This is a genomic window from Streptomyces camponoticapitis (assembly GCF_014646115.1).
In the GTDB taxonomy this organism is placed as follows: domain Bacteria; phylum Actinomycetota; class Actinomycetes; order Streptomycetales; family Streptomycetaceae; genus Streptomyces; species Streptomyces camponoticapitis.
Map to the genome: position 1 here is coordinate 13,049 of NZ_BMMV01000032.1, position 24,422 is coordinate 37,470.

A 24,422-nucleotide genomic window follows, 5' to 3' on the forward strand; every position below is an offset into this window, starting at 1 on the left:
GGCCGGGCGTGGCAGATGCCGGCGGCGGTCAGCGCCCGGGGGCGCGCCGCGCCTTCTCCCCGGCCATGACGGTGTGGAGCCGCCAGCCGTCCTCCGCACGGGTGAGCCCGAAGGTGTAACGGCTGATGGCGAGGGTCGCCTCGCCGGACTCCGGGAACAGCGTGCTCAGGCAGTCGGCCCGTACCTCGGCACGGTCTTCGCCGGGATATCCGTCGAAGTTCTCGAAGCTCAGCCGGCGATTGCCGATCAGGTGCTGGCGTACGGGGAAACCGCCCAGGACGCCGGCGAGCCAGTCGGCCACCTCGGCGGCCGATCCCTCGATCCCACCGGCGCCGCGGTGGTCGGCGCGTCCGTCGGGGGTGAAGAGCGCGAGAAAGCCTGGCCAGTCGGCATCGTCCATGGCCGTCGCGTAGCCACTGATCACCTCGTCGACGGCAAGGCGGTCCATCAAGGTCGCGAGATCCACACGCTGCGTCATCGGATCAGTCTCCGGCAGTGGGGGCCCCAGGCCAAGGGGTCAGGGGCCGCGCCGATCATCCGGTCGTACAGATCGGCCGTATCCGCCGGTGGTTCATGGGAAAGGCCCGGCCCCGCGGTGTCACCGCGGGGCCGGGCCCGAATCCCGACTGCCGGAACACGCCCGGGGCGTATCCCTTACGCGGCCTCGTCGACCGCGTCGTGCAGGGCCGCCGCCCATTCCAGCAGCAGGACTTCGTACTCCTCGGCCGGCCACGTGCCGTCGGCCGCGTCGACCAGGGCGCGGATGCGCTCGTTGGCCGCGACGGCGCCGGACGCCGCGGAAGCGGAGGAGGAAGTTGTGGACATACGGCAACCGTACGGGCCCTCGCTCGGTTCCCGTGCCGTTCCGGGAGCGGGATAGCTCACACGCCGACAGGGCAACCCCACGGTGCGTCAGCTTCGAGCCCAGTCGCGCCAAGGGTTCCGGCCGTCGCCCGGCCGTCCGGGGACGGGCGACGGCCGGACGTGTCCTTGAGCACACGGAGGGCGGACGACCGCCCGGAAGCGGACTGGAACGGGAAGAAGGAGAAGGAGCCTGTGCCGCCCGGTCAGCCGGCGGACTCGCCCGCGTGCGGGCTCAGCGTGTCCGTACCGACGAGGGCGAACAGCACGATGCCGAGCAGGACCCGGTAGATCACGAACGGCATGAAGCTCTTCGTGGTGATGAACTTCATGAACCAGGCGATAACGGCATATCCAACGACAAAGGCGATGATCGTGGCGAAGATCGTCGGCCCCCATGAGACATGCCCCTCGCCGGCGTCCTTCAACTCGAAGGCGCCCGAGGCCAGTACGGCCGGGATGGCGAGCAGGAACGAGTAACGCGCCGCCGCCTCACGGGTGTAGCCCATCAGCAGTCCGCCGCTGATCGTCGCACCCGACCGGGAGACACCCGGAACCAGCGCCAGGGCCTGGCAGAATCCGAAGATCAGACCGTCCCTGACGTTCAGTTCCTTCAGCGTCTTGCGCTCCTTGACGGCGCGGTGCTTGCCGCCCGTCTCGTCGCGCGCCGCCAGCCGGTCCGCGATGCCGAGGATGACACCCATCACGATCAACGTCGTCGCGATCAGCCGCAGATCACGGAAGGGTCCCTCGATCTGGTCCTTGAACGTCACCCCGAGCACTCCGATGGGGATCGACCCCACGATCACCAACCAACCCATCTGCGCGTCGTGGTCGGAGCGCATCGCCTTGTTCGTCAGCGAGCGGAACCACGCCGAGATGATCCGGGCGATGTCCTTGCGGAAGTAGATGAGGACCGCCGCTTCCGTACCGATCTGTGTGATCGCGGTGAACGCCGCACCCGGATCGTGCCAGCCGGCGAAAGCGGCGGTCAGCCGCAGATGCGCGCTGGAGGAGATGGGCAGGAACTCGGTCAGCCCCTGGACGAGTCCGAGGATGAGTGATTCGAACCAAGACATGGGTGCTACGCCATCCAAGAAAAGATCGTGCACCGGCCGGTGTGAACACGGGGCAGTGGCGGGTTGCGGACTAAAAGTTGGCGCGCGTAATCGCTCGTCTGCGCGAGTGCATGGAGGGGCCCATCACGCGCCGGTCTGGGGCAGCGTAGCCGTTGATGATTATGGGACGGCGCCAACCCCCTGCGCGGGCGGGGGACGCACGGCGACGAGGGCTGCACCGAGGGCGACAGCCGGCGTGAAAAGGAGGGTCGAGGAGGGGTCGTTGAGGGGGTCGCTAGGGGGCGCATAGGGGGGGCAGTCAGGGGGCGTGCAACGGGGAGGGCAAGGTCACACGAGTCCAACCTGATGGCTTGGAGACGCCCTGCCCTAACATCTCGGCCATGACGCTCCTGCCCGACAGCGGGCTATCGCTGGCAGCTGAGTTCCCCGAGCCGACCCATGAGCAATGGCAGGGTCTGGTGGAGGGGGTACTCCGGAAAACCGGTCGGAACGTCTCGGGGACCGACGCCGAGGACGCACTCTCGACAACCATCGAGGACGGGCTGACCACCCGTCCCCTCTACACCGCCGCCGACGACCCCGGGGACGGCGGCCTGCCGGGCTTCGCGCCGTTCACCCGGGGCGGCACCCCCAGCGGCCCGACGCCGAGCGGCTGGGACGTGCGTCAGCGCCACGCGCGGACCGACGCGGCGCGCACCAACGAGGCCGTACTGGAAGACCTGGCCAACGGCACCACCTCGCTGTGGCTGGCCGTGGGAGAGACGGGCGTACCCGTCTCCGCGCTGGGCGACGCCCTCGACGGCGTCTATCTCGACCTCGCCCCCGTCGCGCTCGACGCGGGCGACGAATTCCCGGCCGCCGCAGCCGAGTTGCTGCGTCTCTTCGACGAACGCGACGTCGCGCGGGACGCCGCGCGCGGCACCCTCGGCGCCGACCCGCTCGGCCGCCTCGCCCGCACCGGCGACGAGACCCCAGGCCTTCAGGCCGCCGCCGCGGAACTCGCCCAGCTGTGCCACCGGGAGTACCCCGGACTGCGCGCCCTCGTCGTCGACGCCCTGCCCTACCACGAGGCCGGCGGCTCGGCCGCCCAGGAGCTCGGCTGCTCGCTCGCCGCCGGCGTCGCCGCGCTGCGCGACCTCGACGCCGCCGGACTCCCCTTCGAAGCGGCCTGCGCCCAGCTGGAGTTCAGGTACGCGGCCACCGCCGACCAGTTCCTGACCATCGCCAAGCTGCGCGCCGCGCGCCGGCTGTGGGCCCGGGTCGCCGAGGTCGGCGGAGCGGGACCGGCCGGCGCCGCACAGCGCCAGCACGCCGTCACCTCCTCGGTGATGATGACCCGCCGCGACCCGTGGGTGAACATGCTGCGCACCACGGTCGCCTCGCTGGCGGCAGGAGTCGGCGGCGCGGACGCCGTGACCGTACTGCCCTTCGACCACACCCTCGGACTTCCCGACAGCTTCGCCCGGCGCATCGCCCGCAACACCTCGACCATCCTCATCGAGGAGTCCCACCTCGGACGGGTCATCGACCCGGCGGGCGGCTCCTGGTACGTCGAGCGGCTCACCGACGACCTCGCGCACGCCGCCTGGGCCTGGTTCCAGGAGATCGAGCGGGCCGGCGGCCAGCGCGCCGCGCTGCGCGACGGCCTGGTCGCGACACGCCTCGCCGCGACCTGGGAGGCCCGCTCCGAGAAGCTCGCCCGCCGGCGCGAACCGGTCACCGGAGTCAGCGAGTTCCCCCAGCTCGCCGAGGTACCCGTCGTACGCGACACCCCGCCTCCGGCCCCGGCCGGCGGACTGCCCACCGTCCACCGGGACGACGCCTTCGAGGCCCTGCGGTCCCGCTCCGACGCGCACCTCGCGTCGACGGGTGCCCGCCCGCGCGTCCTGCTGGCCGCGCTCGGCCCCGCGGCCGCGCACACGGCGCGCGTGACCTTCGCGTCGAACCTCTTCCAGTCCGGCGGCATCGAACCGGTCCACGACCCGGTCACCATCGACGCCACCACCGCGGCCGACGCCCTCACCGCCTCCGGCGCGGCCATCGCCTGCCTCTGCTCCAGCGACCCGCTCTACGCCGAGCAGGCCGAAGAGGTCGCCGCGGCACTGAAATCGGCCGGCGCCACCCGTGTGTATCTCGCGGGCCGCCCCGGCGAACAGCGAGAGACCTTCACCCGGGCCGGAGTCGACGAGTTCGTCGCCGCCGGCGACGACGCCGTCGCCGTACTCTCCGCCGCCCTCGACCACCTTGGAGTGGCGCGATGACCGTCCCCGACTTCACCGGCATCGATCTGGGGCCCGCCGGGGCCACGGGCGCGAACGAGGACCGCTGGCGCTCCGCGGTCAAGGAGAGCACCGGCAGGAGCGACGCCGACCTCGTCTGGCACACCCCCGAGGGCATCGACGTCAAACCGCTCTACACGCCGGGGGACCTCGCGGGCCTCGACTTCCTCGGGACGTACCCCGGCATCGCGCCGTATCTCCGCGGCCCCTACCCGACGATGTACGTCAACCAGCCGTGGACGATCCGTCAGTACGCCGGATTCTCCACCGCCGAGGAGTCCAACGCCTTCTACCGGCGCAACCTCGCCGCCGGGCAGAAGGGCCTCTCCGTCGCCTTCGACCTGCCCACGCACCGCGGTTACGACAGCGACCACCCCCGCGTGACCGGTGACGTCGGCATGGCGGGCGTCGCCATCGACTCCATCTACGACATGCGCCAGCTCTTCGACGGCATCCCGCTCGACAGGATGACCGTGTCGATGACGATGAACGGCGCCGTCCTGCCCGTGCTCGCGCTCTACATCGTCGCGGCCGAGGAGCAGGGCGTACCGCCGGAGAAGCTGGCCGGGACCATTCAGAACGACATCCTCAAAGAGTTCATGGTCCGCAACACCTACATCTATCCGCCCGCGCCCTCGATGCGGATCATCTCCGACATCTTCGCGTACACCTCGCGGAACATGCCGCGATACAACTCCATCTCCATCTCCGGCTACCACATCCAGGAAGCCGGCGCGACGGCCGACCTGGAACTCGCCTACACCCTCGCCGACGGCGTCGAGTATCTGCGCGCCGGACTCGACGTGGGCCTCGACGTCGACGCGTTCGCGCCCCGGCTCTCCTTCTTCTGGGCCATCGGCATGAACTTCTTCATGGAGATCGCGAAACTGCGCGCGGCCCGGCTGCTCTGGGCCAGGCTCGTCAAGAAGTTCGACCCGAAGAACGCCAAGTCCCTGTCGCTGCGCACCCATTCGCAGACCTCCGGCTGGTCGCTCACCGCGCAGGACGTCTTCAACAACGTCCCCCGCACCTGTGTCGAGGCGATGGCGGCCACCCAGGGCCACACCCAGTCGCTGCACACCAACGCGCTCGACGAGGCGCTGGCCCTGCCGACCGACTTCTCCGCGCGCATCGCCCGCAACACCCAGCTGCTGCTCCAGCAGGAGTCGGGCACCTGCCGCGTCATCGACCCGTGGGGCGGCAGCGCGTACGTCGAGAAGCTGACGTACGACCTCGCGCGCCGGGCCTGGCAGCACATCGAGGAGGTCGAGGAGGCCGGCGGTATGGCGCAGGCCATCGCGGCCGGCATCCCCAAGCTGCGCGTCGAGGAGGCGGCGGCCCGCACGCAGGCCAGGATCGACTCGGGACGCCAGCCGGTCATCGGAGTCAACAAGTACCTGGTCGAGACCGACGAGCGGATCGATGTCCTCAAGGTCGACAACTCCTCCGTACGGACCCAGCAGATCGCCAAACTGCGCAGGCTCCGCGACGAGCGCGACGAGGCCGTCTGCCAGGACGCGCTGCGCGCCCTCACCGGCGCGGCCGAGGCGGGCTCGACCCCGGGCCTCGACGGCAACCTGCTGGCCCTCGCGGTGAAGGCGGCGCGCGCCAAGGCCACCGTCGGCGAGATCTCCGACGCCCTGGAGAAGGCGTACGGGCGCCACTCCGGGCAGATCCGTACCATCTCCGGTGTGTACAGGAACGAGGCCGGCACGTCACCGGCGGTCGAGCGGACCCGGGTCGCCGTCGAGGAGTTCGAGGAGGCCGAGGGGCGCCGCCCGCGCATCCTGGTCGCCAAGATGGGCCAGGACGGCCACGACCGCGGCCAGAAGGTCATCGCCACCGCCTTCGCCGACCTGGGCTTCGACGTGGACGTCGGCCCGCTGTTCCAGACGCCCGGCGAGGTCGCGCGGCAGGCCGTCGAGGCCGACGTGCACATCGTCGGGGTGTCGTCGCTGGCCGCCGGACACCTCACGCTGGTGCCCGCCCTGCGCGAGGAACTCGCCAAGGAGGGCCGCGAGGACATCATGATCGTCGTGGGCGGTGTGATCCCGCCCGGAGACATCGACGAGCTGCACCGCGCGGGCGCCGCGGCCGTCTTCCCGCCCGGCACGGTCATCCCCGACGCCGCCCAGGATCTGCTCACGACCCTGTCCGCCGCTCTCGGCCACGAGCGGTGAGCCGGTGGCTCCTCGGAACACCATCGACATCGACGCCTACACCAAGGGCGTGCTCGACGGCTCCCGTTCGGCCGTCGCGCGCGCCATCACCCTGGTGGAGTCGACCAGGGCCGACCACCGGGAACTCGCCCAGCGGCTCCTGACCGCGCTGCTGCCCCACTCGGGCACGGCACGAAGGATCGGCATCAGCGGTGTGCCCGGCGTCGGCAAGTCCACCTTCATCGACGCCCTCGGCACCATGCTCACCGGCCTCGGGCACCGGGTCGCCGTCCTCGCCGTCGACCCGTCGTCCACCAGGACGGGCGGCTCCATCCTCGGCGACAAGACACGCATGGAGCGCCTCGCCGTCGACCCGGCGGCCTTCGTCCGTCCCTCGCCCACCGCGGGCACGCTCGGCGGTGTCGCGAAGGCGACCCGCGAGACGATCATCGTGATGGAGGCGGCGGGGTACGACGTGGTGCTCGTCGAGACCGTCGGTGTCGGCCAGTCGGAGACCGCCGTCGCGAACATGGTCGACTCCTTCCTGCTGCTGAGCCTCGCCCGCACCGGCGATCAGCTCCAGGGCATCAAGAAGGGCGTCCTGGAACTGGCCGACCTCATCGCCGTCAACAAGGCCGACGGGCCGCACGAGCGGGACGCCAAGTCCGCCGCACGCGAACTCGCGGGCGCGCTGCGCCTGATGCACCCGGTCGACGCGGCCTGGACGCCGCCGGTGCTGAGTTGCAGCGCCCGTGAGGGGACGGGGCTCGACACCGTCTGGGAGCGCCTGGAACAGCACAGGAAGGTCCTCGACACCAGCGGACGCCTCCAGGGCAAGCGGAGCGACCAGCAGGTCGACTGGACCTGGTCGATGGTCCGTGACCATCTGCTGGACCGGCTGCGGAGCCATCCGGGCGTACGCCGCCTCGCTCCCGGTCTCGAACAGGCGGTGCGGGAAGGCACGTTGACCGCGACGCTGGCCGCCGAGCGGATCGTGGAAGCACTGGAGCTGCCGGCGGACGCGGGGGGAGGGGCGCGATGACGGACGGCCTTCCCGAGGAGGACGAGACCGTTCTCGTACGGCGCGAAGGGCGCGTCGGCCGGCTCACGCTCAACCGGCCGCGCGCGCTCAACGCCCTCACCCACGCCATGGTGTCGCGTCTCGACGCCGCGCTCACCGAGTGGGAGGGGGACCCGTCCGTCAGGACGGTGCTCATCGACGGCGCCGGCGAACGCGGCCTGTGCGCCGGCGGCGACATCCGGGCGATCTACGAGGACGCGCGTACGGGCGGCACGGCGTCCCCCGCCTTCTGGCGCGACGAGTACCGTCTCAACGCGCGGATCGCCCGCCTCCCGGGGCCGTACGTCGCCTTCATGGACGGCATCGTGATGGGCGGCGGCGTCGGCGTCTCCGCGCACGGGAACGTCCGGATCGTCACCGAACGCTCCCAGGTCGCCATGCCTGAGACCGGCATCGGACTCGTACCGGACGTCGGCGGTACGTATCTGCTCTCCCGGGCGCCCGGCGAACTCGGTACGCATCTCGCCCTCACCGGCGCGGCGGTGGGCGCGGCCGACGCGATCCTCTGCGGGCTCGCGGACCACTGCGTCCCCTCCGGCCGGCTCCCCGTGCTGGCCGCCGAACTCGCCGCCACGGACGCGCCGGTGGCCGTACGGCGCCATGCGACGGCGCCGCCCGAGGGAGAGTTGGCCGCCGACCGTGAGTGGATCGACACGTGTTACGCGGCCGACTCGGTGGAGGAGATCGTGGACCGCCTCTTCGCCTGCGGGCACCACGCGGCGAAGCAGGCGGCGGAGACGATCCTCACGAAGTCGCCGACGGCCCTGAAGGCGACGCTGGCGGCCCTGCGGACGGCGCGGGAGTCGGCGACGCTGGAGGAGGTGCTGGAGGCGGAGTACCGCGCGTCCTGCGCGGCGCTGCGGACGCCGGACCTGGTGGAGGGCATCCGCGCCCAGGTGATCGACAAGGACCGGATGCCTCGGTGGCAGCCGGGAGACTTGGAACTGGTCACCGAGAAGGACGTGGCGCGCTTCTCGGCGGCGCCGCCGGGCGGGGACCTGGGGCCGGCGGGGCGGGAGTAGGTCCCGGGGCCCCTCGCGTTCACGGCCCCCGCGAGGATGGGGCGCGCCGTCAGCGCCGGGGCTTGTCCGCGAACACCCAGCGGTTGCCCTCCAGCGCGTCGTTCGGCTCGGGCAGCGGGCCGCGTCCGTGGCGTCGGGTGAAGTGGAACGGGGTGTGGACCGCCGTGGACCAGCCCTTGCCCGCCAGATCCGCCGCGGAATCGGGCCGGGGCTCCCCGTCGAACAGGTTCAGCAGGTCGATACCGATCTGGTGTCTCGTGGCCGTGTAGAGCGGGCTGTCGCGGTACGCCAGCAAGTCCTTCTCCAGCTTGACCTCGTACGCCAGGGCGCTTCCTTCCGCGCTCAGCCGGTCCACCGTGTCGATGAGACAGGTCTCGGCGGTCACGGGCAGGTAGAACAGCAGTCCCTCGGCCAGCCAGACGCTCGGCGCTGCCGGGTCGAAGCCGGCGGCGGTCAGTGCGCCGACCCAGTCGGCGCGCAGATCCATCGCGATCGGCACGCGCCCCGCCCTCGGGGTGGCCGCCAGCTCGCCGAGCACCTGGTGCTTGAACGCCAGCACGCCTTCCCTGTCGATCTCGTAGATCACACAGTCCGGAGGCCAGTCGAGCCGGAAGGCCCGTGCGTCCAACCCGGCCCCGAGCAGAACGACTTGGCGGGCACCTCCCGTGTGCACCGACCGAAGCAGGAAATCGTCCAGGACCCGTGTCCGCAGGCCGAAGTAGCGCGCGAAGCGTCCCCACAGGGGGTTCGCGTCCCCGTCCGGCACCTGCCGGATATGGACGGGCCAGCGCGCCGACGCCGGTGCGGCGCGCACGAAGTGCTCCGCGTAGACGTCCTGCGCCAGGCTGTCGGGGCGATGGGTCTCGATCGCCCGCGCCGCCGCGACCAGCAGGGCGGTCAGCCCGACACCCCCGTTCACGCCCTCCGTACTGATGCTTTCGGGCACTGTGCCGGTCATGCGTCCTCCTTGGATACGAGCAGGGACCACCAGAAGCGAGCGGTACGGACGAGGGGCCGGCGATCAGGTGGGCAGCCGTGCGTTCATCGCCCCGTGCCCTGCGGAATGAGGACCGGTTTGACCACCCGGCCCGCTTCGCAATCGCGTTCGGCCTCGTTGATGTCGGCGAGCGGGTACGTACGGATCAGTTGGTCGAAGGGGAACAGCCCGGCCCGCCACAGCCCGGTCAGCCGCGGGATCAGCAGCCCCGGCACCGCGTCCCCCTCACAGATGTGGGAGATTCTCCGGCCCCGGTCCAGCGTTCCCGGTTCGAGCGGCAGCGCGGTGTTGAGCCGTGCCACCAGGCCGAGATGGCCGGTCGGGCGCAGGGCTCTGAGCGCGTCGTTGATCAGCCGCGCGGAACCGGTGGTGTCGAGCGCGTACCGCGCGCCGCCCCCGGTCAGTCGCCGGATGCGGTCGGGCAGAGCCGCCGACGCGGCGTTCAGGGGGATCGCGCCCAGCCGCTCGGCGAGGGCCAGCCGTTCGGGCTGCCGGTCGACGGCCACGGTCACCGCCCCGGCGGCGGTGGCCGCCATCACCGCGGCCAGGCCCACCGCTCCCGCGCCGAGGACCGCGATCGTGTCGCCGGGGCCGGCGCCGAAGGAGTTGATGACCGCCCCCGCACCGGTGAGGAAGCCGCAGCCGAGCGGTCCGAGCAGTTCGACGGGCAGCGAGGGATCGACCCGCACCGCGTTGCGGGCCGGGACCATCGCGTAATCGGCGAACGAGGACTGGCCGAACCACCGGGGGGCCAGTGCGCCCCCGGCCGCGTCGGTGAACCGTGCCGCGTTCTCCGCGCGCCCTCCGAAGAGGTTGAGCGCGGCGAAGGAGTCGCAGTAGGCGGGGGCCGCGCCCGTACAACTCCCGCACTGCCCGCAGGAGTCGAAGCTCAGCACGACATGGTCGCCGACGCTCGGACCGGTGGCCCGGCCGCCCGTCTCCACCACGACCCCGGCCCCCTCGTGGCCGAGCACGGCCGGCAGCGGTGAGCGGCCCGCCGAGCGACGGACCGCGAGATCGGTCCGGCACATCCCGCAGCCCGCGATCCTGACCAGGATCTCGCCGTCGGCCGGTCCCGAGTTCAGGATCACCTCCTCAAGGGCGAAACGGTTCTCGTACGAGCGCAGGACCGCCGCGCCGAACCTCCTTCTCACGCCGCCCCCGGACGGTGCACGACGAACGGCCTGAGGTTTCCGTAGAACCCCCACGGCCCGCCCGCGACGCCGACACCGCTGTCCTTGATGCCCGCGAAGGGCTGGGCGAGGGAGAGTTCGGCATGGTGGTTGATCCACGCCGTCCCGCACTCCAGCCGGCCGGCCACCGCCTCGGCGCGGTCGAGGTCGGTCCCCCATACGGAGCCGCCCAGCCCGAAGCCCGTGCCGTTGGCGGCTTCCACGGCTTCGTCCAGGTTCCCGTACGGCAGCACCGGCAGGACCGGGCCGAACTGCTCCTCCGTCACCACGGGACAGGCGGGCGGCACATCGGCCAGGATCGTCGGGGCGAAGAAGTAGCCCGGCCGGTCCAGCCGGTGGCCACCGGCCACGGTCCGGGCGCCCGCCGACACGGCCTGGTCCACGCACCTTTCCACTCTTGCCAGTTGGGCCGCGTTGTTGACCGGCCCCAGCCGTGAGCCCGGGTCGAGCCCGGCTCCGACGACCACGGAGCGGGCATGCTGCGCGAGGGCCTCGACCACGCGCGAGTAGAGCCGGGCCGGGGCGTAGACCCGTTTGACCGCCATGCAGACCTGCCCGCAGTTGCGGAACGCCGCCCAGAACAGCCGCTCCGCGATCCGCTCCACATCGACATCGTCCAGCAGGACCGCGGCGTCGTTGCCGCCCAGCTCCAGGGTGATCCGGGCGAGCGAGGCCGCCGCGCCTTCCGCGACGGCCCGCCCGGTGGGGACCGAACCGGTGAAGGTCACATGACGGATCCCCGGGTGGGACGCGAGGCGGGCGCCGAGAGGTTCCTGACCGGTGACGACCGTCAGTACGTCCTCCGGGAGGGCGCCGGCGACGACGGACCCCAGCAGCCGGGTGGCGAGGGGTGTCAACGGGGAGGGCTTGAGCACCACCGTGTTACCCGCCGCGAGCGCGGGCGCGAACTTCGCCGACGCGAGCTGGAGGGGGAAGTTCCACGGAACGATCGCGGCGGTGGGCCCGAGTGGTCGCCAGCGGACCTCGCTGTGTACCGGCCGTCCGTCCGTGATCCTCCGGGTCCCTGGGACCAACTCGGCGAAGTAGCGCAGGCGCGCCGCCGTGCGGGCGACCTCCGCGTACGACTCGGCCAGCGGTTTGCCCTGTTCGCGGGTGAGCAGCGGAGCGAGGTCGGCCCCTGCCGCCTCCACGGCGTCGGCGGCCGTGAGCAGTGCCTTGGAGCGGGCGACGGCGTCGGACCGCCAGCCGCGCCAGGCCTCATGAGCCCGCCAGACGACGGCGTCCAACTCGTCCGGCCGCTGGGCGGGAGCCTCGTCGAAGGCCTCGCCCGTGGCCGGATCGAGGACGGCGAACCGCTCACCGGCTGCCGCCGTCGCGTGACCGGACTGGTCTGTCGGCATGGCGGCGGTCAGCTCGCGGCGGCGACGGCGGCCGCTTGTTCCCCGGCATGCCGGTCCATCTCCGCACGGAACGCGGCCACGAGATGCGGCTGGATCCTTCCGGTCGTGCGGTCACCTCCCTCGCAGACCGCCCCGCGTACGCCCACGATGTCCGTGCCGATGCGCGTCAGGGCTTCGAGGTCGGCCGTCTTGACGCTGCCCGCGAGGGCGGCCAGCAGATCGGCCTCGTGGGCCAGCCTGACGAACTCCGCGCAGACGTCGGGCGGTACGTGGTCGAACAGCCGGGTCCCGTCCTTGACGGCGGTGTCGAGCATGGCCGCGTCCGAGCCGGACCGGCGGGCGATGTCGGGCAGCGAGAGCGGGTTGACGCAGCCGATCCGGTGCGCGTCCGCGTACCCGGAGGCGACGACGAACGCGTCCGGCCGGTACTCCTTCACGGCCCGGACGACCCCGCTCATGACGTCGGTGGCCTGTTCGGGCGTCGTGCATCCGTAGAGGCCCACCTTGATGTACGTGGCGCCGGAGACGACCGCGCCGAGCGCCGCCTGGGCCACCGTGCCGGGCTTGTACGGGACGTCCCCCACGGTGGCGGAGACCGGCTTGTCCGCCGGGACCGCGTCGCGGATCTCCCTGATGACCCAGGGGAAGTTCGCGCCGAGCGAGCCCTCGGCCGGTCTTTTGACATCGACGATGTCGAGGTGTTCCGCCGCCTTCGCGCAGTCGATGGCCTCTTCGACACCGTCGGGAGAGATGAGAAGCAACACCGTGGATTCCTTCCACCGCATGTCCACCTGCCGGAGGGCAGGTATGCGGAGTCGTCTGGATCACGTGCGGTTCGCTCATCATTTCCGGGGCCCATGATTCGCGGCAGGGCGCGCGGAGTACCGGACGGGTCATTGTCCGCACCCGCCCACGCCCCCGGCGTGCGCAGGAACTGGCCGCGACCGGGGGCACCACAGGCGTTCCGGGATCCGCGCCGGACGGCCCTAGGCGACCGGCTCGGGTACGCGTTCCTCCGTGGGAGGCTGGGCCGCCGGGGCGGGGCGCAGACGGTGGCGTTTGCGCCAGGCGACCACCGCCGCCGCGGCTCCCGTCAGCACGATGAAGCCCATGGACACCAGGAACGCAGGCGACGTCGGCGATCCCGCCTCGCTTCCCGCGACCACGTACGCGGCCGTGTTCGGAATCGTCCCGAGGGCCGTCGCCAGCAGATACGACCGCCAGCGCATACGCGATATCGCCGCGCAGTAGTTGGCGGCCTGGAACGGCACCCCGGGGAACAGCCGGATCACCATCATCGAGCGGAAGCCGTGCTCGCTCAACTGCCCGTCCGCGGCGGTCAGCCAGCGGCCCCGCAGCATCGGCCGCAGCGCCTCCTGACCGAGGAAACGGCCGAGCCCGAAGGCGATCCCCCCGCCCAGTACCGTGCCCGCCAGTGCCGCCGGGAGCCCCAACTGCGAACCGAACAGGGCGCCCGCCGCGAGATTCAGCAGCGGACGCGGTACGAAGGCGGCCGTGCACAGCCCGTACGCGAGGGAGAACAGCACCACGGCGGCGCCGCCGCTCAGCTCCGGCCAGCCGGCCGAGACGAGTCTCTGCGGCTCGTAGACCAGCACAGCGGCCCCCGCGCACGCGAGCACGAGAACCAGAAGAGAGAGTCTGGACCAGGGTGAGAGCAGCACCCTCGTACAGCGGACCGTGAGGCCGGCGAACGACCTGTCAACAGGGTCGAGCATGCGGGGAGACTAACCGACGAGGAGTGGTGATCGCCGTCAAGAGCCGGGAGACAAGCGCCACTCGGGACCCGGCCCGGTCCCCTTCGGGGACGTGACAGGATCCCCGCCCGTTGTCGGTGGCGGCGCATAACCTGCACGTCATGACACTCGTTCCGCCGCCCAGCGCGCTTGCCGACACCGTCCTCGAACGGCTCACCGTCGGGTACGCGGCAGCCGCCGATCCGGCACAGGCCGAGCGGTCCGCCGCGTATCTCAAGGGCGTCGCCCCCTTCCTCGGCATCCCGACGCCCGAACGCCGCGCGCTGTCACGGCAGGTGCTCGACTCACTGCCGCGTCCCGAGGAGACCGACTGCGTGGCGATCGCGCTGCGCTGCTGGGAGTTGCCCGAGCGGGAGTATCAGTACTTCGCGGTCGACTACCTCCGCCGACACGTCGGGCGCCTCTCGTCCGGCTTCCTCCCGGTCGTACGGCATCTGGTCTCCACGGTGCCCTGGTGGGACACAGTCGACCTCCTCGCCGCCCATCTCGCGGGCGGGCTGGTGGCAGCCGACCGCGCTCTCGTCACAGAGATGGACGCCTGGATCGAGGACGAGAACCTCTGGATCGCGCGCACCGCGCTGCTGCACCAGCTCACCTACAAGCGAGCGACCGACACCGAGCGGCTGTTCGGCTACTGCCTCCGGCAGTCCGGACACCCCGACTTCTTCATCCGCAAGGCGATCGGGTGGTGCCTGCGTGAGTACGCGAAGACGGATCCCGGCGCCGTCCAGGGCTTCGTGGCCAGTGCCCGCGACCGGCTCTCCCCGCTCTCCGTACGCGAAGCCCTGAAGAACCTCTGAAGAACGGCTGAAGAACTGCTGAGTGGCATCGGGCGGCGGCCCCGGAGAAAACCGGTCGACGGCCCCGCCGCCGGTCGGACATCATCAACGACATGTTCCGGTACGCCTTCCACGCAGCGTCGTCCGCGGTCGCGGACGCGCCGAAGGCTGCCGCATTCCTCGCAGCGCACGCCGAAGCGGCGGCGGCAGAGGCCGCCGCGGCGGCGCCCCTCGACGGCGCCCGAAGCTGACCCTTCCCGGATCGTCCGGCGGACCCCACAGGGGGAGGGTCGGCAAGGCACCGGGGTCCACACCACGCTTCGAGTTCCTGGAAGGAACACGTCAGCCATGCCCAAGACGGCATACGTGCGCACCAAACCACACCTCAACATCGGCACCATGGGCCATGTCGACCACGGCAAGACCACTCTGACCGCTGCCATCACCAAGGTCCTCAGCGAGCGCGGGACCGGCACGTTCGTGCCGTTCGACCGGATCGACCGGGCCCCCGAGGAGGCGGCGCGCGGCATCACGATCAACATCTCGCACGTGGAGTACGAGACGGACACCCGGCACTACGCGCACGTCGACATGCCCGGCCACGCCGACTACATCAAAAACATGGTCACCGGCGCCGCCCAGCTCGACGGCGCGATCCTCGTCGTGTCCGCGCTCGACGGGATCATGCCGCAGACCGCCGAGCACGTACTGCTCGCCCGCCAGGTCGGCGTCGACCACATCGTCGTCGCCCTCAACAAGGCCGACGCGGGCGACGACGAGCTGACCGACCTGGTCGAGCTCGAAGTACGCGAACTGCTCAGCGCGCACGGGTACGGCGGGGAGAGCGTCCCCGTCGTCCGGGTCTCCGGACTCCGGGCGCTGGAGGGCGACCCGCGCTGGACCGAGGCGGTGGTGGCCCTGCTGGACGCGGTCGACACCTACGTGCCGATCCCGGTCAGGTACACCGACGCGCCGTTCCTGCTCCCGGTCGAGAACGTCCTGACCATCACCGGGCGCGGCACGGTCGTCACCGGTGCCGTCGAGCGCGGCACGGTGCGCGTGGGGGACCGGATCGAGGTGCTCGGCGCCGAGTCCGGGCCCCAGCTCAGTACGGTCACCTCGCTGGAGACCTTCGGGAAGCCGATGGAGTCCGCCGAGGCCGGCGACAACGTCGCGCTGCTGCTGCGCGGCATGCCGCGCGACGCGATCCGCCGGGGCCATGTGGTGGCCGCGCCGGACAGCCTCGTACCGAGCCGGCGCTTCACCGCGCAGGTGTACGTCCTGTCGACGCGTGAGGGAGGGCGTACGACGCCGGTCACGACGGGCTACCGGCCGCAGTCCTACATCCGTACGGCGGACGTGGTCGGCGACATCGACCTCGGTGAGCTCGCCGTCGCGCGGCCCGGTGACACGGTCGCCCTGACCGTGGAGCTGGGCAGGGACGTGCCGCTGGAGTCCGGGCTCGGCTTCGCGATCCGCGAGGGCGGACGCACGGTCGGAGCGGGCACGGTCACCGAGCTGATCTGACCGGACCCGCGGGACCTGTCGGCCGCGCCCGTCCCCTCCACCCGGAGGGGACGGGCGCGGTCCGCTCCGCGCGGCACGGCACGCACAATGGGACGGTGAGCGAAGCCATCCCCGTCATCCGGACCGTCGACCACGGCACCGCCCGACTGCTGCCCGACGTGGACCGCGAACGGGCGTGGCTGCTGACGGTCGACGGCGCACCCCAGTCGTACGTCGACCTGGACGAGCCGACCCATCTCGAATTCGAGTACACCCGGCGCCTCGGGCATGTGATCGACTGCGCGGCCGACGACGGCGCCCCGCTCACCGTGCTCCACCTCGGCGGCGGGGCCCTCACCCTGGCCCGCTACGTGCACGCCACCCGGCCCGGCTCGGCGCAGGACGTGGTCGACGCCGACGGGGCCCTGCTCACCCTGGTCGCCGAGGAGTTGCCGCTCCCGGACGGCTCCGGGATCACCGTCCACGACGCCGACGCCCGCGCCTGGCTCGACGCGACACCGGCCGGCTCGGTGGATCTGCTCATCGCCGACGTCTTCGGCGGCTCCCGGGTGCCCGCCCATCTCACGTCCGTGGAGTACGCGCGCCTCGCCGAGCGGGCGCTACGAGCCGGCGGTCTCTACGCGGCCAACCTCGCCGACGGCGCGCCGTTCACCTTTCTGACGTCTCAACTGGCCACCTTCGCCTCGGTGTTCGAGGAGCTGGCGCTGATCGCCGAACCGTCGGTGCTGCGCGGACGCCGGTTCGGCAACGCCGTACTCCTCGCCTCGCACGCGCCGATCGACACGGCGGCCCTGGCCCGGCGTACCGCGTCCGACGTCTTCCCCGCGCGCGTCGAACACGGCGCTTCGCTGCGGCGGTTCACCGGAGCCGCGCCGGTCGTACGGGACGCCGAAGCGGTGGCGTCGCCCGAGCCGCCCGAGGGCGCGTTCAGCATCGGCTGAGCCCCGCGCCTGTGCGCGGGGCACGGTGCCGGGTGCCGGACAGGACTCCGGTGCCGGAGGCGACTTCGGGCAGGGGAGAACGGGCCTACTTGGCCAACCGGACGGTGCTCATGATCTTCATCAGCGTCTCGTCCGGGATCTCGTCCTCCACACCCTTGGCCCCGTACAGGACCCAAGTGGTGAAGTCACCCTTGGCGTTGGTGAAGGTGAACGCGATCGACTTGCCGTCGGTGTCGCACTTCTCCTTCTTGGGCAGGCCCGTGCTCGCGGCCGTCGAGTAGTGCCCCTTGAGGCCGGACTTCGTCGTGTAGGCCTTGGACTTCTCGACCTTGATCGCCGCCTGCTGCTGCTCCTCGGTGGCTTCCTGGGCGTACGCGGCCCAGACCCAGCTGCCGGACTCGTTGCTGGCGCCGGTCGCCGTGTCCTTGGCGCCCTTGCCCCCCTTGGTGCCGGTGCCGCCGAGACTGACGTCCTCCATCTCGCCGTCCTGGTCGCTGTCCTGCTCGCACCAGTTGGTCTTCAGGAAGGCGGGAGCGGAGAAGGTGATGGCGGGCGAGCCGTCACCCTTCTCGACGTCCTCGAAGCCCGAGAACGTGTCGGGCTTCTCGACCACCCAGTCGGCGGGGACGTCGAACTGCGTCCCGTGGTTGGGGTTGGTCACGACCTTCCAGCCCGCGATCGTGGGCTTGCCGGCGGTCGACCCGTCGCGCGGGTTGTCCGGCGCCGACGGCTTCGTCTTCGGCTCCTTCGACTCCGACGCCTTGGGGTCCTCGGCGACGTTCGAGCTCTCGTCGTCACCCTGCATCACGAAGAAGCCCGTGGCGGCGGCCGCCACGACGACCGCCGACGCGGCGATGATCGCGACCGTCTTCGTGCGCTTCTTGTCCTGCGAGGGATCGGGACCGCCCGGCCCGCCCGGCTGCCCCGGCACCGCGTACTGGGGCACGGTCGGCTGCTGGTACGGGTTGGGCTGCTGGGCTCCCGGCTGCTGCGGGTAGCCGGGCTGCTGCTGGTAACCAGGCTGCTGGTATCCCGGCTGCTGGTAGGGATTCGGCTGCTGGTACCCCGGCTGCTGGTACGGGTTCGAATTCGGATCCTGCGGGTTTGGCTCGCCCCCGGGCGGCTGCTGTCCTGGCCACATGGCGAGTAACGATAGAGGGGTCGTCCCCGCCTTGCTACGGCCGCCCTGTCGCAGGATGGCAACTGAGGCTACCCGTGGGTAATATCGAGCCGCATGAGTTCTGATCGGATGACCGTCGGCGAGATGCTCGCCGCCACCGTGCCCATGGCGAAGACCCTCAACATGGAGTTCCTCGAAACCACCGCCGAGCGTGCCGTCGTACGGCTGCCGGACCAGCCCTCCTTCCACAACCATGTGGGAGGCCCCCACGCCGGCGCGATGTTCACCCTCGGCGACACCGTCAGCGGCGCCGTGCTGCTCGCCGCCTTCGGCGACCAGCTCACCCGCGCCGTACCTCTCGTCGTCAAGGCGGAGATCGGCTACAAGAAGCTCGCCATGGGCGTCGTCACGGCGACGGCCACCGTGGACCGGCCGGTGGCGGAGGTCGTCGCCGAACTCGACGGGGGCGGGCGCCCCGAGATCCCCGTCACCGTCGTCTTCAACCGCGAGGACGGCGCCGTCACCGGTGAGATGACCATCGTCTGGACGCTGCGTCTCAACACCTGACCGGGCCGGCTCCGGCGACCGGGGCCGGTCATCGGCGGGCGCCGCGCACAGGTAGGCTGCCCGGCGAGCGCCTGGAAGGCGCTCGCCGGGCAGCGGCACATCCGACACGGAAGGAACCGGTCTTGCACGTCCAGGAGTGGCTGGAGACCGTACCCGCGATCAGCGTCTACATCCTGGTCGGCGTCGTGATCGGCCTCGAAAGCCTCGGCATTCCGCTGCCGGGTGAGATCGTCCTCGTCAGCTCGGCGCTGCTGGCCTCGCAGCACGGTGACATCAACCCGTACATCCTCGGCGCGTGCGCCACCGCGGGCGCGATCATCGGTGACTCGATCGGCTACGCCATCGGCCGCAAGGGCGGCCGGCCACTGCTCGCCCGGCTCGGCAGGAAGTTCCCGAGTCACTTCGGCGAGCCGCAGATCGCGATGGCCGAGCGGTCGTTCCAGAAGTGGGGCATGTGGGCCGTCTTCTTCGGCCGGTTCATCGCGCTGCTGCGGATCTTCGCCGGGCCGCTCGCCGGTGTGCTGCGAATGCCGTACTGGAAGTTCCTCGTCGCCAACGTCCTGGGCGGAATCCTCTGGGCGGGCGGCACGACCGCTGTCGTCTACTCCGTGGGTGTCGTCGCCGAGGCATGGCTGAAGCGCTTCTCCTGGCTGGGCCTCGTACTCGCCGTGCTGATCGGCATCACCTCGATGCTCGTCATCAAGAACCGGGCCAAGAAGGCGTCGGCACAGGCGCGGGAGCGGTCGGCGGCGCCGACGTCGGTCAAGGACGGGCCGGGCCCGCTCGACCAGGAGCCCGTACCCGCCACCGACTGACCGCCGGCCGTCAGCCTTCGTACACCGCCCGATGGCGCTCGGCCAGCTCCAGATAGGCCGCCGCGTTGAGCTTGATCCCCTCGCGCTCCTCCTCGGTCAGCTCCCGCTTCACCTTGGCGGGCACCCCGGCCACCAGCGAACCCGGTGGTACGCGCATGCCCTTCGGTACGAGCGCCTGGGCCGCGACGAGCGAACCGGCGCCGATGTGCGCCCCGTTCAGCACGGCGGCGCCCATGCCGACCAGCACGTCGTCCTCGACGGTGCAGCCGTGCAGTACCGCGTTGTGACCCACCGAGACACGCTCGCCGATCGTGACGGGGGAGCCGACGTCGACGTGCACCGTGCAGTTGTCCTGGATGTTGCTGTCGGCCCCGACGACGATCGGGCCGCCGTCGGCCCGCAGCACCGTGTGGTACCAGACGCTGGAGCCGGCCGCCATGGTGACCTCGCCCAGTACCACCGCCGTCGGCGCCACGAACGCCGTCGGATCGATCGCGGGCTCCGTGCCGCCCACACCCGCGATCAGTGGCCGCTCCGTCATGCCGTCTCCTCCGGTGCCGTTCGGTGTCGGCCCCGCGTCGCACTGTTCCGTACGACCGGTGGCGCCGTGCGCGTACCGGAACCGTAAGCGACGATCCCGCGCTCTCCGGCACCAGGCGGGCCGGCTCACGTCTGGCTCGTCCGACGGCCGGTCAATAGCCTTGCGGGAGTCGAACGTCGCTGTCCCTTCGAGCGAGGGAGCTCCATGGCCACCGCACAGCAGGTACCCGACATCCTGTCGGCCGAGTTCGCCGAGAATCCGTATCCCGCCTACCGGCTGATGCGTGAGAGCGCGCCGCTGATCTGGCACGAGGCCACGAAGAGCTACCTCATCTCGCGGTACGAGGACGTGGAACGGGCCTTCAAGGACAAGGCGTCGGCGTTCACCACCGAGAACTACCACTGGCAGCTCGAACCCGTGCACGGGAAGACGATCCTCCAGCTGAGCGGCCGCGAACACGCCGTACGCCGCGCCCTGGTCGCACCCGCGTTCCGGGGCAGCGACCTGGAGGAGAGGTTCCTGCCGGTCATCGAGAGCAACAGCCGCCGGCTCATCGACACCTTCCGGCACACCGGGGGCGTCGACCTGGTGGACGCCTTCGCCACCCGCTTCCCCGTCAACGTCATCGCCGAGATGCTGGGCCTCGACCAGGCGGACCACGCCCGCTTCCACGGCTGGTACACCGCCGTCATAGCCTTCCTCGGCAATCTCTCCGGTGATCCCGAGGTGACCGCGGCGGGCGAACGGACCCGGATCGAGTTCGCCGAGTACATGATCCCGATCATCCGCGACCGCCGGGAGAACCCGGGCGACGATCTGCTCTCGACCCTCTGCGCCGCCGAGGTCGACGGGGTGCGGATGAGCGACGAGGACATCAAGGCGTTCTGCAGTCTGTTGCTCGCGGCCGGCGGCGAGACCACCGACAAGGCCATCGCCTCGATCTTCGCGAATCTGCTGGCCCACCCGGAACAGCTCGCCGCCGTGAGGGAGGACCGGAGCCTGATGGACCGGGCGTTCGCGGAGACGCTGCGGTTCACCCCGCCGGTGCACATGATCATGCGGCAGACGGCCCAGGAGGTCACGCTCAGCGGCGGCACCGTACCCGCGGGGGCCACCGTCACCTGCCTCATAGGCGCCGCCAACAGGGACGGTGACCGCTTCGCCGAGCCCGACACCTTCAACCTCTTCCGGGACGACCTGACGACGACCACCGCGTTCTCCGCCGCCGCGGACCATCTGGCCTTCGCGCTCGGACGGCACTTCTGCGTGGGCGCGCTGCTGGCCAGGGCGGAGGTACGGGTGGGGGTGGGGCAACTGCTCGACGCGATGCCCGATCTGAGGCCGGCCAAGGGGTTCGACCCGGTCGAGCAGGGCGTGTTCACGCGCGGTCCGCGGTCGCTGCCGGTGGAGTTCACACCGGTCGGGAGCTGACCGCGCCGCGATTCGACGCTCTGCCGGTCGTCGTACGGGCTCCTCCGACCCCGTACGACGACCGAGGACAGCGACAGGGACTCACCGCACCACGGGGGTGAACTCCACCGGCAGCGCCGTCAGACCGCGCATCCAGATCGACGGCCGCCACGTCAACTCGTCCGGTTCCACGGCCAGTACGACGTCCGGCAGCCGCTCCAGCAGCGTCTCGACCGCCGTACGGGCGATCACGTCGGCCAGCAGCGGCGCCGGATACGGGCACCGGTGCTCGCCGTTGCTGAAGGACAGATGCGCCGAGTTCTCCGCGCCGATACGACCCTCCGGCCAGATCTGCGGATCGGTGTTGGCCGCCGCGAGCCCGAGGACCAGACAGTCGCCCGCCCTGATGTGCCGCCCGCCCAGCTGGGTGTCGCGGACCGCCCACCGGCCGATGAAGTTCTGCGTCGGAGTGTCCAGCCACAGCACCTCGTTGAGCGCCTGCCCGACACTCAGCCGCCCGCCCGACACGTTGAGCGCGAACCGGTCGTCGGTCAGCAGCAGACGCAGCGTGTTGCAGATCCAGTTGGCCGTCGGCTGCTGCGCCGCGGCGATGACGGAGATCAGATCCTGCACGATCTCCTCGTCCGCCAGCCCGGCCGGGTGCCCCAGCATCCGCGAGGTGACGTCCGAGCCGGGCCGGGCCCGCTTGTCCTTCACCAACTGCTGGATGCGCTCCTGCACCCGCGTGTACGCGGACACCGGGTCGTCTCCCTCCGCCGCGTCCAGCGACACCCGCAGATCGCGTACGAGCTCCTCGGTGTTGGCGCCACCGGCCGGCATCCCGCACATCTGGACGGCGGCCCGCATCGGCAGCGCGTGGGCGTAGGAGGCCATCAACTCGGCTTCCCCGACGCCCGCGAACACGTCGATCAGCTCCTCGGCGATCTGATGGCAGTCATGCGCCAGTTCGAACTGGTCGACCGCCTCCAGCGACCGGGTGATGACGCCGGCCCGCCGCCGGTGCTCGGCGCCCTCGGCGAACAGCACGGACGGCTGGTGGCCGACGTACGGCAGCAGCGGCCAGTCCGGGGGGATCGCCGCCCACTGGTTCCAGCGGCGGGAGTCCCGCGCGAACAGCTCGTCGTGGCCGGTGACATAGGTGACCTCGGAGTACCCGAGGACCAGCCAGGCCGGGATCCCGCCGTCCAGCAGGACGGGCGCCACCGGGCCGTGCTCGCGGCGCAGGCCGCGGTAGAGCTGGGACGGTGTCCGCTGGAACTCAAGACCGCTCAGCGGCACCGATTCGGGGTGCGCGGCGGGGCAGCCGGGCGGCGGCTGCGCCTCGGGAAGCGCGCCCGGGGCGTCGAGGGTCTCGGGGTAGGGGGCGTGCGGATCGGTCATGGTGTCGACTCCCGTGCAATCGCCAGTTCGTAAAGGTGGTCCACGAGAGCGATCAGGACGTTCTTGCCGGACGAGCGGACCCGCGCGTCGCAGTTGATCAGCGGCACGTGGTCGGGCAGGGACAGCGCCTGCCGGATCTCGTCGAGCGAGAACGAGGAGACGTCGTCGTCGAACCGGTTGACCGCGACCACGAACGGCGTCCTGTGATGCTCCAGCCGGTCGATCGCGTACCAGGACTCGCTCATCCGCCGGGTGTCGACCAGGACGACCGCGCCCAGCGTGCCGGAGAAGAGGCTGTCCCACAGGAACCAGAACCGCTCCTGTCCGGGCGCGCCGAACAGATAGAGCACCACCCGGTCGGTGAGGCTGATCCGGCCGAAGTCGAAGGCGACCGTCGTCGTGGCCTTCGTGGTGAGACCGGCGGTCTCGTCGACACCGACACCCGCCTGCGTCATCACCTCCTCGGTGTTGAGCGGACGGATCTCGCTCACCGACCGGACGAGGGTCGTCTTGCCGACCCCGAAGCCGCCCACGATCACGATCTTGAGTCCGGTCTCCGCCGCGTCGGCCAGCGGGGTTCGGGCGGGCAGCTCAGAGGTTGCGGAGTCCATGGAGCACCTCCTTCAAGAGGGCCGGGTCGGGCAGGGCGGAGACGGACCGCCCCGCGCGCGGATGGCGGGCGGTGATCCGGCCCGTCGCCCGGAGGTCGCCGAGCAGGATCCGTACGACGGTCACCGGCAGTCCCAGCTCCGCCGAGATCTCCACGACCGCCGTGGGGCGACGGCAGAGTTCGAGGATCGCGTGGTGTTCCCACTGCGTTCCCCGGGTCGGCGCGCACTCGCTGACGATCAGTGTGACCAGGTCGAATACGTCGTGGTCGGCGCGGCTGCGGCCACCGGTGACGGTGTACAGCCGGTCGGGATCGCCGATGTCCACGGGCCCGCGGGTCATGACGGGGCGGCCTCGGAGGCCACCGGGGTCCGGGGCTCGGCGCGCAGATGCTCGCCGATCTGGTCGACGAACTCCGTCATCCGATGGCCGACCACGCCCGGATCGGCGCCGTCGGCGGCCACCACCGCGAGATGCGCGCCGTCGCCCGCCTCCACGATGAAGAGCAGGCCGCCGTGGAACTCCGTCATCGAGTGGCGTACGCCGCCTGTGCCGTTGCCGAACTCGACGGAGGCGCCCTGCGCGAGGGCCTGGATGCCCGAGCAGATCGCGGCCAGTTGGTCGGCCTGGTCGAGCGTCAGATGGCGGCTCCAGCAGAGCTTGAGACCGTCGCGCGACAGCACCAGGGCGTGCCGGGTGCCGGGAGTGCGCTCCAGCAGGCTCTCCAGGAGCCAGGTCAGGCTGTTGTCAGTCGTCGGAAGGGGGTGCATGGGTTGCGTGGGGCGGGATCCGCCGGGGGAAGCGGATCGTCGGCCCGTGCCTCCAATCTCACGTACTCGCGTTGCTCACGTTCGCTGACGGGGTGGGCGCCGGCCGTGCCGCTGATCCCCGGTCTGTCTGCGGGG

The 24,422-nt window shown here is 71.2% G+C and carries 24 protein-coding genes; 10 read left to right on the plus strand and 14 right to left on the minus strand.

From position 1 onward, the window contains the following. Positions 1-28: 28 nt before the first annotated feature. From IEY79_RS33175 to IEY79_RS33185, 3 genes are all read right to left on the minus strand, one after another. Complete coding sequence (locus tag IEY79_RS33175; RefSeq protein WP_189111357.1) at positions 29-478, minus strand: nuclear transport factor 2 family protein; 450 nt, start codon at positions 476-478, stop codon at positions 29-31. Positions 479-654: 176 nt separating this feature from the next. After that, on the minus strand, positions 655-825 hold the full coding sequence (locus IEY79_RS33180; RefSeq protein ID WP_189111358.1) for a hypothetical protein: 171 nt from the start codon (positions 823-825) through the stop codon (positions 655-657). Between the two features lie 242 nt (positions 826-1,067). Continuing rightward, entirely contained in the window at positions 1,068-1,940 is an 873-nt protein-coding gene (locus tag IEY79_RS33185; RefSeq protein WP_189111359.1) for an undecaprenyl-diphosphate phosphatase, read from the minus strand. Positions 1,941-2,320: 380 nt separating this feature from the next. Here IEY79_RS33185 and IEY79_RS33190 point away from each other — a divergent pair, with 380 nt between their 5' ends. From IEY79_RS33190 to IEY79_RS33205, 4 genes are read left to right on the plus strand one after another with little or no spacing between them, the layout of a single operon-like run. Continuing rightward, a complete protein-coding gene (locus IEY79_RS33190; protein WP_189111360.1) occupies positions 2,321-4,201 on the plus strand; it encodes a methylmalonyl-CoA mutase family protein in 1,881 nt (626 codons plus the stop codon). Beyond that, positions 4,198-6,399, plus strand: coding sequence for a methylmalonyl-CoA mutase (gene scpA / locus IEY79_RS33195; RefSeq protein WP_189111361.1), 2,202 nt, complete (start codon positions 4,198-4,200; stop codon positions 6,397-6,399). The genes IEY79_RS33190 and scpA overlap by 4 nt, the downstream gene beginning before the upstream one ends. A gap of 4 nt (positions 6,400-6,403) precedes the next feature. Then, positions 6,404-7,420 (plus strand): methylmalonyl Co-A mutase-associated GTPase MeaB, encoded by a 1,017-nt coding sequence (meaB, locus tag IEY79_RS33200; protein WP_189111362.1) that lies wholly within the window; start codon positions 6,404-6,406, stop codon positions 7,418-7,420. After that, positions 7,417-8,481: an enoyl-CoA hydratase/isomerase family protein gene (locus tag IEY79_RS33205; RefSeq protein WP_189111363.1), complete on the plus strand. Its 1,065-nt coding sequence runs from the start codon at positions 7,417-7,419 to the stop codon at positions 8,479-8,481. Before meaB ends, IEY79_RS33205 begins: the two co-directional genes overlap by 4 nt. Positions 8,482-8,530: 49 nt before the next feature. Here the strand turns inward: IEY79_RS33205 and IEY79_RS33210 are convergent, their stop codons facing one another. From IEY79_RS33210 to IEY79_RS33230, 5 genes are all read right to left on the minus strand, one after another. Further along, complete coding sequence (locus tag IEY79_RS33210) at positions 8,531-9,439, minus strand: class I SAM-dependent methyltransferase (protein ID WP_189111364.1); 909 nt, start codon at positions 9,437-9,439, stop codon at positions 8,531-8,533. Positions 9,440-9,522: 83 nt separating this feature from the next. Then, on the minus strand, positions 9,523-10,632 hold the full coding sequence (locus IEY79_RS33215) for an NAD(P)-dependent alcohol dehydrogenase (protein WP_189111365.1): 1,110 nt from the start codon (positions 10,630-10,632) through the stop codon (positions 9,523-9,525). Then, positions 10,629-12,032, minus strand: coding sequence for an aldehyde dehydrogenase family protein (locus IEY79_RS33220; RefSeq protein ID WP_189111366.1), 1,404 nt, complete (start codon positions 12,030-12,032; stop codon positions 10,629-10,631). Before IEY79_RS33220 ends, IEY79_RS33215 begins: the two co-directional genes overlap by 4 nt. An 8-nt stretch (positions 12,033-12,040) precedes the next feature. Then, positions 12,041-12,817 carry a (5-formylfuran-3-yl)methyl phosphate synthase gene (locus IEY79_RS33225; RefSeq protein ID WP_189111367.1) on the minus strand — a complete coding sequence of 259 codons (777 nt, stop codon included), beginning with the start codon at positions 12,815-12,817 and terminating at the stop codon, positions 12,041-12,043. A 201-nt stretch (positions 12,818-13,018) separates the two neighbouring features. Beyond that, positions 13,019-13,768 (minus strand): TVP38/TMEM64 family protein, encoded by a 750-nt coding sequence (locus IEY79_RS33230; RefSeq protein WP_189111368.1) that lies wholly within the window; start codon positions 13,766-13,768, stop codon positions 13,019-13,021. 140 nt (positions 13,769-13,908) lie between these two features. Between IEY79_RS33230 and IEY79_RS33235 the strand changes: the two genes are divergently transcribed. The 3 genes from IEY79_RS33235 (at position 13,909) to IEY79_RS33245 (ending at position 17,054) form a co-directional block, all read left to right on the plus strand. Beyond that, positions 13,909-14,607 (plus strand): DNA alkylation repair protein, encoded by a 699-nt coding sequence (locus IEY79_RS33235; RefSeq protein WP_189111369.1) that lies wholly within the window; start codon positions 13,909-13,911, stop codon positions 14,605-14,607. Positions 14,608-14,934: 327 nt separating this feature from the next. Next, complete coding sequence (gene tuf, locus IEY79_RS33240) at positions 14,935-16,113, plus strand: elongation factor Tu (protein WP_189111370.1); 1,179 nt, start codon at positions 14,935-14,937, stop codon at positions 16,111-16,113. Positions 16,114-16,208: 95 nt separating this feature from the next. After that, positions 16,209-17,054, plus strand: a complete 846-nt coding sequence (locus IEY79_RS33245; RefSeq protein ID WP_189111371.1) for a spermidine synthase — start codon at positions 16,209-16,211, stop codon at positions 17,052-17,054. Between the two features lie 85 nt (positions 17,055-17,139). On the opposite strand, the gene IEY79_RS33250 is transcribed toward IEY79_RS33245, so the two are convergent. Then, positions 17,140-18,195: a DUF8017 domain-containing protein gene (locus IEY79_RS33250; protein ID WP_189111372.1), complete on the minus strand. Its 1,056-nt coding sequence runs from the start codon at positions 18,193-18,195 to the stop codon at positions 17,140-17,142. Positions 18,196-18,303: 108 nt separating this feature from the next. Here IEY79_RS33250 and IEY79_RS33255 point away from each other — a divergent pair, with 108 nt between their 5' ends. Next, positions 18,304-18,741, plus strand: coding sequence for a DUF4442 domain-containing protein (locus tag IEY79_RS33255; protein WP_189111426.1), 438 nt, complete (start codon positions 18,304-18,306; stop codon positions 18,739-18,741). Positions 18,742-18,863: 122 nt separating this feature from the next. After that, entirely contained in the window at positions 18,864-19,556 is a 693-nt protein-coding gene (locus IEY79_RS33260) for a DedA family protein (RefSeq protein ID WP_189111373.1), read from the plus strand. Positions 19,557-19,566: 10 nt separating this feature from the next. Here IEY79_RS33260 and IEY79_RS33265 read toward each other — a convergent pair whose 3' ends face one another. Continuing rightward, entirely contained in the window at positions 19,567-20,097 is a 531-nt protein-coding gene (locus IEY79_RS33265) for a gamma carbonic anhydrase family protein (RefSeq protein WP_189111374.1), read from the minus strand. A gap of 204 nt (positions 20,098-20,301) precedes the next feature. Here IEY79_RS33265 and IEY79_RS33270 point away from each other — a divergent pair, with 204 nt between their 5' ends. Then, positions 20,302-21,528 carry a cytochrome P450 gene (locus IEY79_RS33270; protein WP_189111375.1) on the plus strand — a complete coding sequence of 409 codons (1,227 nt, stop codon included), beginning with the start codon at positions 20,302-20,304 and terminating at the stop codon, positions 21,526-21,528. A gap of 81 nt (positions 21,529-21,609) precedes the next feature. On the opposite strand, the gene IEY79_RS33275 is transcribed toward IEY79_RS33270, so the two are convergent. From IEY79_RS33275 to IEY79_RS33290, 4 genes are read right to left on the minus strand one after another with little or no spacing between them, the layout of a single operon-like run. Continuing rightward, positions 21,610-22,908, minus strand: coding sequence for a cytochrome P450 (locus IEY79_RS33275; RefSeq protein ID WP_189111376.1), 1,299 nt, complete (start codon positions 22,906-22,908; stop codon positions 21,610-21,612). After that, positions 22,905-23,519 (minus strand): GTP-binding protein, encoded by a 615-nt coding sequence (locus IEY79_RS33280; RefSeq protein WP_189111377.1) that lies wholly within the window; start codon positions 23,517-23,519, stop codon positions 22,905-22,907. The genes IEY79_RS33275 and IEY79_RS33280 overlap by 4 nt, the downstream gene beginning before the upstream one ends. Next, positions 23,500-23,859, minus strand: coding sequence for a DUF742 domain-containing protein (locus IEY79_RS33285; protein ID WP_189111378.1), 360 nt, complete (start codon positions 23,857-23,859; stop codon positions 23,500-23,502). Before IEY79_RS33285 ends, IEY79_RS33280 begins: the two co-directional genes overlap by 20 nt. After that, positions 23,856-24,287, minus strand: coding sequence for a roadblock/LC7 domain-containing protein (locus tag IEY79_RS33290; protein ID WP_189111379.1), 432 nt, complete (start codon positions 24,285-24,287; stop codon positions 23,856-23,858). The genes IEY79_RS33285 and IEY79_RS33290 overlap by 4 nt, the downstream gene beginning before the upstream one ends. Positions 24,288-24,422: the final 135 nt, after the last annotated feature.